Here is a 10,171-nt window from a genome sequence, read left to right as displayed (position 1 = left end):
GTTGCGGGAGCCGGATTTGAACCGACGACCTTCGGGTTATGAGCCCGACGAGCTACCAGGCTGCTCCATCCCGCGCCTGTAATTTCTTTAAAACATTTTCGTAATATTTACGAGCCTGCCTTGAAGAGAGCGCTACTATATAGGAATAAACTTATAATGCAAGGCTTTAACTACTTAAAACTGTTCAAGTGAACAAAAAGCAATCAAAACCTATTCTATACTCGCTCGTTGGTGAGGAGTAATCATTTTTTGAAACTCCCAATCAGGATGGCCCATTACAATAAAATCTGGGTTTTCAGTGCTCTCGCGTTGGTTATACGTTAAAGGGTTAAACTCTGCATCGGTAATGCAACCGCCCGCTTCTTCTACAATAACTTGTGAAGCCCCTGTATCCCACTCACCCGTTGGGCCTATTCTTAAAAAGCAGTCCGCTTTACCTTCAGCAACAATACATGCTTTTAACGAGCACGAACCAACCGCAATGGTTGTAAATTGGCTATTTAAGTATTGGCTCACCGACTCAATTTTCTGACGGCGACTTACCGCTAGCGTTAAACTTTCAGGCGGAGCTACGTATATTTGTGTGTCGCTCTTTTCTTCACGCTTAAAAGCACCATTTTTTGCACTCGCAAAATACGTAATACCTTTTGACGGCCAATGAATAACACCCAGTACAGGGTGGTTATTTTCAATAAGCGCAATGTTTACAGCAAAATCACCACTTTCTAAAATAAACTCACCAGTGCCATCCATGGGGTCAAGTAACCAATAACGCTGCCAATCTTGCCTGTCGGCTAATGCAGGGATAGGCGTTTCTTCCGACATGATTGGAATATCAGGCGCAAGCGCCTTTAAGCCTGCAACAAGCACATCATTTGCAGCTAAATCGGCCTTAGTTACTGGTGTGTGGTCTGATTTTTCTTGTTGGCCAATATCATCTTTTTTGTATATAGCCATAATGGCATCGCCTGCACGTTCGGCTAATTCAATACAAGGTTCTAATAATTTATTCATCGGCAGCTCCAGATGCTAAGTACTTATCTAATAATAGCAAAGCGGCAACACTTCGTGCTTCGGTAAAATCATCTTGCTCTAATAATGACTGCCATTGCGTTAATGGCCACTTAACAACAACTAAAGGCTCAGGCTCATCGCCAAGGAGCGTTTGCGGATATAATTGCTTAGCAAATAAAATGTGCATAGTGGCATTAAAATAACTGGGTGCCATGGTCACTGTTTTTAATGGTTTAAAAAAGTCTGCGCCAAAACCTACTTCTTCTTTAAGTTCTCTATTAGCAGCTTGCTCTGGCGTTTCGCCTGGGTCAATAAGTCCTTTAGGAAAACCTAGCTGGTAGTCATTGGTGCCCGCGCAATACTCACGCACTAGCAGCATTTCGTTATCGGCCGTTATAGGCACAATCATTACAGCGCCCCTGCCACCACCTCGAATACGTTCATACTGACGCTCTTCGTCATTCGAAAATTTAAGCTCTAAAGATTCCACAGTAAATAGGCGACTTTTAGCGACAACATTATTACTTAGGATTTGAGGAGGTGTTGGATGCTTTTTCTGTGTCATTGGCGTTAATTTGCTATCATGGCAGTTGTGCTTAATCATAAACTTTTCACAGGGAAAAGCCCATGCTAAATTGGTCAAAAATCGATACCGTTTTACTTGATATGGACGGAACACTTCTCGATTTACATTATGACAGCCATTTTTGGTTAACTGTTCTTCCACAACAACATGCCTTAGCCAAAAATATAAGCTTGAGCGAAGCAAAAGAAGATATTTTTAAACGCTACCAAGCTGTAAGTGGCCAAATTGAGTGGTACTGCTTAGATTATTGGGAAGATCAGCTTAAATTACCAATTATGGATCTAAAACGAGAAACACAGCACCTTATAAAAGTACGTGATGACGTGCCCTATTTTTTGACGGAGCTTAAAAAAGCAGGAAAAGAACTTATATTGCTTACCAACGCGCATCCTGAAAACGTCATGATGAAATTTGAACACACCGCAATCGATAATTATTTAGATGGTGTTGTGTCGACGCATGAATATGGCGTAAGCAAAGAGCAGCAAAGTTTATGGCACCAAGTACAAAAAGATTTAGGGTTTAACAAAACACGTACTTTGTTTGTTGACGACAGCGTAGCTGTATTAAATGCCGCAAAAGAATACGGCATTGGACACTTACTTGCGGTTGCTAACCCCGACAGCCAGCAACCACACAACGAAATAGCCGATTACTTAAATGTAACCGACTATCGTACTATTATTTAGCTTTTTGGGTAACGTGCCTCAAGGCCTTGGTAAACTAACTTTGCAAAGTCTGCATGTTCGGTATCAAGGCTTTTAACCACTTCAACCAAGTGTTCGTTATCTTCTTGGCCGTTCCATACTTTAATGTAGCTACCATCTTTATAACCATGGTCTTGGCGGAAAAAATTTAAGGTGTTTTTACCGACGTAACCACGGTATAAATCGTCAATATCCATGCCCATTTGTGCCATACAACCGGCAAAGGCTGCTGCATTAAACGCTTTATCTGCAACTGCAGATGCCGCAAGTATTTCTAACGTTTGCTTGAAGTCGTCCGCTTGCTGTACTTGGCTCAACTCACTTTCTAATTGCTTTGCTAAGTCTTGATAGCTTGTTTTACCGTCAATACGTAGCGACAAACCAAAGTGAAAAATATCAACTAATTCTAAAATAACTTGCTCGGTATCGGGTGTTTGTTTTTTCCACCACTTCCAGCCATGGTGATCTAGCATTTCGGCACACTCAACCCAAATAGCGCGATACCATTCAAACCCTTGTGTAAACCATTGCTCATGCACTTTTGTATTCATGGCGTTTTGCATTTCTAGCATGACTACTAGCTTATTTAAATTGGCAGACATATCAATTCCTGTCGTTTTTAGTTGTTTTAATAATACAGAGAAAACGCTGTTTTTGCATTTGCTATGTCTGTTTTAGTTATTTTATCGATTACTGGTAAACTCATACCACGACTCGATTAAATCAATAAAGTCTTCAAAACCACATCCACTGCTTAAGTCGTTTTCTTCAAGCATTAAATCGTCATCTTGATAGGCAATTAAGTCTTCGCTGTCTTGGTGCAGTGCATGCGCTTCAAATAAGGCTTCATCTTTAGATAAAATTAAATCTATTTCTTGGCCTTTTAAAGTCACAGGCTCAAAGCTCGTTTTTACCGACGCAATAAGTGCTTGCACCATAGCCACTTTGTCTTTGCCAATTTCTTCGTTTAACCAACGGCCAATGATTGCATGCTCGCTGCTTATTTTAATGCGCAGCCCACTAATAGGGTCGCGAATAAATTGATATTCCATAGGGTTTGCCTATAAATCTTTAATTGCGTAATTATATACGTAAACGCCCGCAAACCACAGGACATATAAAGCAAAATAGCGCCACACGGGCGCCATTTTATTCAGCTCTAAAGCCGTTAACTTCGCGATCTATAACGCGCTGCGTCAATAATTGACCATAAGTAAATAATAGGCACTAATACAAAACCAACGAGTACACATATAAGTGCGTAACTTATGACAATAGCTAGCGCAAAAAATATAGCAGCTAAAATACGCCCTTGTACTAATTGCCCTAAACCAGGAAAAAATATATTACACAACGCAGCAATTACATTACCGCCAGACCCTTGATCAGCCATACTCACCTCTGTAGTTAATTAATTTTAAATTTTAGTTATTTACTTACTATCACACTTTATGCCAATTTATTAAAGCTTAAAAATCAGTTAGTTAAATTACGACTCTCTAATTGCTTTGGTATTTTTTACTAAATATAGGTCAATTTGATTATTTTTATTATTAATTTTAGTCACTTATCGATACTAAAACTAGCCAGCTGATTGGTTTTAGAGGTTATTTTTAGAATAGCTGTTCATAAAAACAGTATTTTATTTAGCCTAACAAAAACACCTGTTATACTGCCCTCAATATTGATTAAAAAGGCGTAACGATGGACGTTTCAGAATTACTCGATGGCTTAAATGACAAACAACGCGATGCCGTTGCAGCCCCATTACAAAACATGCTGGTATTGGCGGGTGCTGGGTCTGGTAAAACACGAGTGTTAGTTCATCGTATTGCGTGGCTTATGCAGGTTGAACAAGCCTCTGCTTATAGTATTTTTGCGGTAACCTTTACCAATAAAGCGGCTAAAGAAATGCGCACTCGTGTTGAAGAAACCTTAAAAGCACCGGTCGGTGGCATGTGGATTGGTACTTTCCACGGTTTATCACATCGAATTTTACGCGCTCATCACCGTGAAGCTAACTTACCAGAAGCCTTTCAAATTTTAGACTCTGACGACCAACTCCGTATGATCAAGCGCTTATTAAAATCAATGAATATTGATGATAAAAAGTGGCCAGCTAAACAGTTTGGCTGGTACATAAGCGCTAAAAAAGACGAAGCACTTCGTCCTAAAGATATTCAAGCGTATGATATAAACGAGCAAATGATGCTGCGTGTATATGCCGCCTATCAAGAAGCGTGTGACAGGGCTGGTTTGGTCGATTTTGCTGAAATACTCCTACGTAGCTATGAGGTGCTTAAAAATAACCCTACGCTACTTCGCCACTACCAACAGCGCTTTGCGCATATGCTGGTAGACGAATTCCAAGATACCAATACCATTCAATACGCATGGTTAAAGCTGCTCGCAGGCGATACGCAAAGTATTATGATTGTGGGCGATGATGACCAAAGTATTTATGGCTGGCGCGGCGCTAAAATAGAAAATATAAAACGTTTTTTAACTGACTTTGACGCCGAAACTATTCGCCTTGAACAAAACTACCGCTCAACCGCAACTATTCTTAAAGCATCTAATGCGCTTATAAAAAATAACTCAGAGCGCATGGGTAAAAGCTTATGGACCGATGGCAACGAGGGCGAGCCTATATCAATTTACGCCGCCTTTAACGAGCTAGACGAAGCCCGCTTTGTAAGCAGTAAATTACGTAGCTGGTTAAATGCCGGTAACGCGTTACAAGACGCCGCCATTTTATACCGTAGTAATGCGCAATCTCGTGTACTTGAAGAAGCCATGCTACAAGAAGGATTAAAGTACCGTATTTACGGTGGTATGCGATTCTTCGAGCGTCAAGAAATTAAAGATGCGCTATCGTACTTACGCTTAGTCGGTAATCGCCAGGACGACGCCGCATTTGAACGAGTAATTAATACCCCTGCACGTGGTATTGGCGACAAAACTTTAAGTCATATACGCGACTGCGCCCGTGCTGAGTCACTTCCGTTATGGTACGCAGCGAAAGCTATTGTTGAACAACAGCACTTATCGGGCAGAGCAGCCGGCGCTGTTAGCAAATTTGTTGAGCTGGTTGAGCACATTGAAGACAAAATTAGCGACCTTACATTACAAGAGCAAGCTAAGTATGCAATTCAAACGTCTGGCCTTATGGCTATGTATCAGGCAGAAAAGGGCGAAAAAGGTCGTGCTCGTGTAGAAAACTTAGAAGAGCTTATAAGCGCATGCGATCAGTACGAACTCCCTGAAGAAGAAGAGTTTAGCTCACCACTACAAGGCTTTTTAGCCTATACCTCGCTTGAGTCTGGTGAAGGGCAAGCTGATGAGCACGAAGATGCCGTGCAAATGATGACTCTGCATTCAGCTAAGGGCCTAGAATTCCCGCTTGTATTTATGGTGGGCGTGGAAGAAGGTATGTTTCCATCGCAACAAAGTAATGAAGAGTCTGGTCGATTAGAAGAAGAACGTCGCCTATGTTACGTAGGTATGACCCGCGCTATGGATAAATTATACATTAGCCACGCCGAAAGCCGCCGCCTATACGGACAAGAGAAATACCATAGCCCTTCACGTTTTTTACGCGAAATTCCTGAGGACTGCGTTGAAGAAATTCGTATCAAAACGCAAGTTTCGCGACCACCGGCAGCAGGACGCTTTAGTGCATCAGTCAGCCATGCCGCCTTTGAAGACAGCGGCTTTAATTTAGGCCAACGTGTACTGCATGCTAAGTTTGGTATTGGCACGGTTCTTAACTATGAAGGCAGCGGCGCGCAATCGCGTGTACAGGTAAACTTTGATGACTTAGGCAGCAAATGGTTAGTAACGGCTTATGCACGATTACAAGCTGTATAAAGCTCACGTAAACACGTTAGAAAAAACACTGGTTGGCGCTTATCATCGCCAACTTGTGCTCATTACTGGCAGTACCGCTTGGTGCTACAAGCTATTAGGTGAATTACTTCAAACTGAAAATACACTCGTCGTTTCTAAAAATACCTCATTAAATAACGCGCAGTGGCCTAATCGTACCCATCAAATTTTAGGGCAAGAATATTCACACGCCGTATACGATGGCTTTAGTGGCTTACACCCTGATATATTGGCTGCCATTGCAGGTACGGTAAAAGCAGGCGGTATATTATATTTACTGCTACCAGAATTAAGCGAGCTTTCAACTTGGCCAGATCCTGCGCTAAGCACAGTGCAGTCTCACGGGTATAAAGTAAGCTATAGCTTCTTTAATGAACGCATTGCCCGCGTTATACAATCGTTACCCGCTTTTCATTTCAGTGAATTACATGGCTGTACACGTAATATCACTAGCGAAAGCTCTACCAATAAAATAGATTTTGAACCGCAACAGCATTGTGTAGAAAATATAATTAAAGTGGCTCATGGTCGCGCTAATCGCCCTTTACTTATTAATGCCGATAGAGGCCGTGGTAAATCTGCAGCGCTTGGACTTGCTGCTGCAAAACTTATAGATAAAAAAATACTACTTTGCAGCACACAATTTAAAGCCACTCATAGTAGCTTTAAACATTTAAGCAATGAGTTAAACATCCCCTTCGAAAGTCAAAGTAAGCAACTTGCCAATTTACAGTATATTGCTCCAGATTCATTATTAAGCTCGTTGCCAGAGTGTGATTTATTACTTGTTGACGAGGCAGCTGCAATACCTGTTCCTCTGTTGTTCAAAATGCTTAAGCATTATCCGCGTATTGTATTTGCAAGCACTTTAGTAGGCTATGAGGGCAATGGTAGGGGTTATACAATTAGGTTTAGTCAGTATGTTAAAGCAAAGTACAAAGCCGCTAATATTGTCACACTTGATGCACCGTTAAGGTTTGCAAAAGCCGATCCTTTAGAACGCCATATACGCACTTTGCTCGCACTCGAAGCACAGTACGAAGAAACTCAACGCAATGGCTTAAATAACCTAGTCCACAGTGAAATTACTCAACACCAACTCACAAACAACGAGCCGTTACTTGAGCAGGTTATCGCATTACTTTCCTTAGCACATTATCAAAGTAGCGTTAATGATTTACGCCAGCTACTTGATGCGCCTGCGCAACGATTATTCATAACCCAGATAAATAACCAATTAGTGGGAGTGTGTTTAATCTCTATAGAGGGCGGATTAACCACAGAGCTTACTGAGCAAGTACTAAAAGGTGAACGCCGCCCTCAAGGGCATTTAATGGCACAGACTCTCTCGCAGCTAAGCAATGATCCCCAGTGCCTTACTCAATTCTCTGCCCGCGTAGTAAGAATTGCTGTTGCTCCTAACCTTCACAGTCAAGGGCTAGGTAAAGCGCTACTGAGTTACTGCGAATCAAAAGTAAGTAATGAGTGTTATTGGTTTGGAGCTAGTTTTGGCGCCACCTATGAGCTATTAAAATTTTGGCAAAGCCAAGGATTTAGTACCATAAAACTTGGTTATCAAAAAGATAAAAGCACTGGCGAGCACTCAGCACTCGTTGTGAAGTATTTAAACAACAATACAAGTACGGTGAAACAATTAAAAGCTGATTTTCAAAACGATATATTTTATGCCTTACTCACACACTTTAAGCACCTTGACTGGCAGCTTGTAAGTGTACTTATTGCCCCGTTTACAAATAAGCCTATAAGTACAGATACGCAAAAACGTATAGCACGACAACTTAATAGTCATTCTTCTCGATTTAGTATTTCGCCCACTATTTGGCAAGTTATCACTGAGATGCCCTCAATCATTAATCTCTTAACACAAAGCGATAAGCAATTATTAATTAAGTTAATTTTGCAAAATGAAAGCGATAAAAATCTTATTGAGCAATTAAAGATCCAAGGTAAAAAAGAGCTTGAAACACACTTTAAACAAGCAGTGTTAAAACTAACTAAAGCTATTAAATAATCAGCCTCCTTAATACAGTGATTAATTAACATAGTTACTTAAGCTATTTGGTGGATTTGTTCTATTATTAATAGATTGATGGGTAAATTAAGATAAAGGCATGGAATTAATAAACTTTAAAGTGGGCTGCAAAACCATTTCACTAAAAATACTTGATATTTTATTAACCGAGCGCTTTGATAATAACCTCACAACACTACCAAACAACAACAAAAGCTTTATTGGTGTTAAAGATTATATGGATATCCCTACTCCAGTTTTCGATTTAGGGATTATTTTAAATAATATATCAACGGAGCAAAGCAACAAGCATATTTTAAAACAGCTAAGATCATGGCAAGACAAACAAACTAGCTGGTTCAATACACTAGAAAAGAACCTCTTAACTCAATCAGAAACATTAACTATTAATGAAACTGAGCTTCAAGACTTTATTATTTTTTACCAAGAGTTTAATACCGACAACCCTGATTTAAAGCTTACTATGTCTCGCTTTAATGAACCTTTCGAATCATTACTCGTACAAGCTAAACAAGCAGTCACTGCTCACAAGCAAGGTGAACATAAGCAGGTAAACAACTTACTCAGTAAAATAAAAAGTAGCAGTATTGCTCAGTTAGAGAGGCTGTTTGAATCTGCAAAAGAGCAAATTACTTTAGATTACAAACCAATAATTGTATTCACAACAAAAGACGGTATAAATCCTCATGTGGGGCTACTCGTCGATAAAGTGGAAGACAGCCTAGATTATAAAAAAGAAGACATCAAACCCTTAGATAAGCTAACTGATATAGGCTTTGATATAGACCCACAAACTAAAGGTATGATGCGAGGCCTAATAAAAATGGCCGAAAACCATAGTGTGCTTATCGATCCTAGTGTCATATTTAAACCTGCTGCGCTGCAAGAAGAAACCGAAAAAACAGAAGCATATGGCTTATTTTAAACACAAAAAAAGCCGAGAGAGGCTCGGCTTTTAAATAAGGTTTACTATGCTAAACAGTTGTAATAATGTCTTCTAACGCTAGACGCGCTTTTGGTAAACCATGGTTCCAGTCTTCATCGGTATTAGGGTAACCCATAGCTAGCGCAACTTCACAAATGTGTCCATCAAGCTCAGCGCTAAACTTTTCACCAATTAAGTCTGGGTCTACACCCTCCATAGGTGTAGAAGCTATGTTTAAACGCGCTAGAGTATGCATTATATTACCTAGTGCTAAATAAACTTGTGCTTTAGTCCAACTACCGTTGTAGCCATTTTCATCTGTGTTCATTTCAGCAAATGCATATGCACCCATAAAGTTATCACGCATATCTGCTGGTAGGTGGCCTGAGCTTACCTCTACGTCAACACGCTTCGAAAACTTCTCTTTAATGAACTCAGGGTCATAAGCAAGTAAAAGCGTGTGAGATGCCTCTTTAGCATGGTGTTGATTAAACTGGTGCTTGTTAGCGAATGTATCGTGTAAACGGTTCTTACCTTCTTCACTTTCTACTAGAACAAATTTCCAAGGTTGAGAATTGATTGAAGAAGCCGACAGACGAATAGCTTCTTTAATTACTTCCAGATCTTCTGTAGAAATACGTTTTGATGCATCATATTGCCTTGCAGTGTATCTATTATGTAAGTCTTTAATAATTTGGTGAGACATGCTTTTCTCCGTCTTAATGTAAGTATGTAAATACAAGATGGAGCTAGTTTAATTGCTTAATGAGCATTTGATAATTAGCAATAAAGTTAAAAGACTTTATAAATAATATTAATAATAGATAAACCATATCTCTCGACTAATTGATCTAACTTAAACGAATATTACTGTATTAGCTGGCAAAAGTATTAAGTGATTTTAGTGTGATTAAACATGCTTTGTTCACAAAGAGGCGCTTCGCTTAAGAAACGCTGCGCTTTAGAGAAAGAAATACTTAATTTTACTTTTCTATAGA

General features: G+C 39.9%; 10 protein-coding genes and 1 tRNA gene. 4 read left to right on the top strand and 7 right to left on the bottom strand.

Going from position 1 to position 10,171, the window contains the following annotated elements; genetic code table 11:
• Position 1 precedes the first annotated feature (1 nt).
• The 3 genes from KZZ04_RS18370 to nudE all read right to left on the bottom strand — a co-directional run bounded on the left by KZZ04_RS18370 (position 2) and on the right by nudE (position 1,579).
• Positions 2-75: transfer RNA gene (locus KZZ04_RS18370), tRNA-Met, on the bottom strand.
• Between the two features lie 135 nt (positions 76-210).
• Entirely contained in the window at positions 211-1,014 is an 804-nt protein-coding gene (gene cysQ / locus KZZ04_RS18365) for a 3'(2'),5'-bisphosphate nucleotidase CysQ (protein WP_058405903.1), read from the bottom strand.
• A complete protein-coding gene (nudE, locus tag KZZ04_RS18360) occupies positions 1,007-1,579 on the bottom strand; it encodes an ADP compounds hydrolase NudE (protein WP_033025975.1) in 573 nt (190 codons plus the stop codon). The genes cysQ and nudE overlap by 8 nt, the downstream gene beginning before the upstream one ends.
• A gap of 62 nt (positions 1,580-1,641) precedes the next feature.
• On the opposite strand from nudE, the gene yrfG reads away from it, so the two are divergent.
• Positions 1,642-2,289, top strand: a complete 648-nt coding sequence (yrfG, locus tag KZZ04_RS18355) for a GMP/IMP nucleotidase (RefSeq protein WP_219423666.1) — start codon at positions 1,642-1,644, stop codon at positions 2,287-2,289.
• Here the strand turns inward: yrfG and KZZ04_RS18350 are convergent.
• The 3 genes from KZZ04_RS18350 to KZZ04_RS18340 form a co-directional block, all read right to left on the bottom strand.
• Complete coding sequence (locus KZZ04_RS18350) at positions 2,286-2,909, bottom strand: dUTP diphosphatase (RefSeq protein WP_058551340.1); 624 nt, start codon at positions 2,907-2,909, stop codon at positions 2,286-2,288. The genes yrfG and KZZ04_RS18350 overlap by 4 nt on opposite strands.
• 81 nt (positions 2,910-2,990) lie before the next feature.
• Positions 2,991-3,359 (bottom strand): YacL family protein, encoded by a 369-nt coding sequence (locus tag KZZ04_RS18345; RefSeq protein WP_058405901.1) that lies wholly within the window; start codon positions 3,357-3,359, stop codon positions 2,991-2,993.
• 116 nt (positions 3,360-3,475) lie between these two features.
• Complete coding sequence (locus tag KZZ04_RS18340) at positions 3,476-3,700, bottom strand: hypothetical protein (RefSeq protein WP_219423664.1); 225 nt, start codon at positions 3,698-3,700, stop codon at positions 3,476-3,478.
• Between the two features lie 311 nt (positions 3,701-4,011).
• On the opposite strand from KZZ04_RS18340, the gene uvrD reads away from it, so the two are divergent.
• The 3 genes from uvrD to KZZ04_RS18325 all read left to right on the top strand — a co-directional run bounded on the left by uvrD (position 4,012) and on the right by KZZ04_RS18325 (position 9,173).
• Positions 4,012-6,177: a DNA helicase II gene (gene uvrD / locus KZZ04_RS18335; protein ID WP_058405900.1), complete on the top strand. Its 2,166-nt coding sequence runs from the start codon at positions 4,012-4,014 to the stop codon at positions 6,175-6,177.
• Entirely contained in the window at positions 6,155-8,227 is a 2,073-nt protein-coding gene (locus tag KZZ04_RS18330) for a GNAT family N-acetyltransferase (RefSeq protein ID WP_058405899.1), read from the top strand. Before uvrD ends, KZZ04_RS18330 begins: the two co-directional genes overlap by 23 nt.
• Before the next feature lie 100 nt (positions 8,228-8,327).
• Positions 8,328-9,173, top strand: coding sequence for a hypothetical protein (locus tag KZZ04_RS18325; RefSeq protein WP_058405898.1), 846 nt, complete (start codon positions 8,328-8,330; stop codon positions 9,171-9,173).
• Positions 9,174-9,222: 49 nt separating this feature from the next.
• Here KZZ04_RS18325 and KZZ04_RS18320 read toward each other — a convergent pair whose 3' ends face one another.
• Complete coding sequence (locus KZZ04_RS18320; protein ID WP_219423662.1) at positions 9,223-9,879, bottom strand: NAD(P)H-dependent oxidoreductase; 657 nt, start codon at positions 9,877-9,879, stop codon at positions 9,223-9,225.
• Positions 9,880-10,171 lie beyond the last annotated feature (292 nt).

This window comes from Pseudoalteromonas sp. CR1 (assembly GCF_019392235.1).
Taxonomy (GTDB): domain Bacteria; phylum Pseudomonadota; class Gammaproteobacteria; order Enterobacterales; family Alteromonadaceae; genus Pseudoalteromonas.
The sequence above is the reverse complement of the archived record's forward strand: the minus strand, read 5'-3'. Positions and strand labels throughout refer to the sequence as shown.

Bases quoted from the DNA above. Each gene is read 5' to 3' on its own strand.
- KZZ04_RS18350 (WP_058551340.1), bottom strand. From the start codon at position 2,909: ATGTCTGCCAATTTAAATAAGCTAGTAGTCATGCTAGAAATGCAAAAC.
- KZZ04_RS18330 (WP_058405899.1), top strand. From the start codon at position 6,155: ATGCACGATTACAAGCTGTATAAAGCTCACGTAAACACGTTAGAAAAA.
- yrfG (WP_219423666.1), top strand. From the start codon at position 1,642: ATGCTAAATTGGTCAAAAATCGATACCGTTTTACTTGATATGGACGGA.
- KZZ04_RS18325 (WP_058405898.1), top strand. From the start codon at position 8,328: ATGGAATTAATAAACTTTAAAGTGGGCTGCAAAACCATTTCACTAAAA.
- KZZ04_RS18320 (WP_219423662.1), bottom strand. From the start codon at position 9,879: ATGTCTCACCAAATTATTAAAGACTTACATAATAGATACACTGCAAGG.
- cysQ (WP_058405903.1), bottom strand. From the start codon at position 1,014: ATGAATAAATTATTAGAACCTTGTATTGAATTAGCCGAACGTGCAGGC.
- KZZ04_RS18345 (WP_058405901.1), bottom strand. From the start codon at position 3,359: ATGGAATATCAATTTATTCGCGACCCTATTAGTGGGCTGCGCATTAAA.
- uvrD (WP_058405900.1), top strand. From the start codon at position 4,012: ATGGACGTTTCAGAATTACTCGATGGCTTAAATGACAAACAACGCGAT.
- KZZ04_RS18340 (WP_219423664.1), bottom strand. From the start codon at position 3,700: ATGGCTGATCAAGGGTCTGGCGGTAATGTAATTGCTGCGTTGTGTAAT.
- nudE (WP_033025975.1), bottom strand. From the start codon at position 1,579: ATGACACAGAAAAAGCATCCAACACCTCCTCAAATCCTAAGTAATAAT.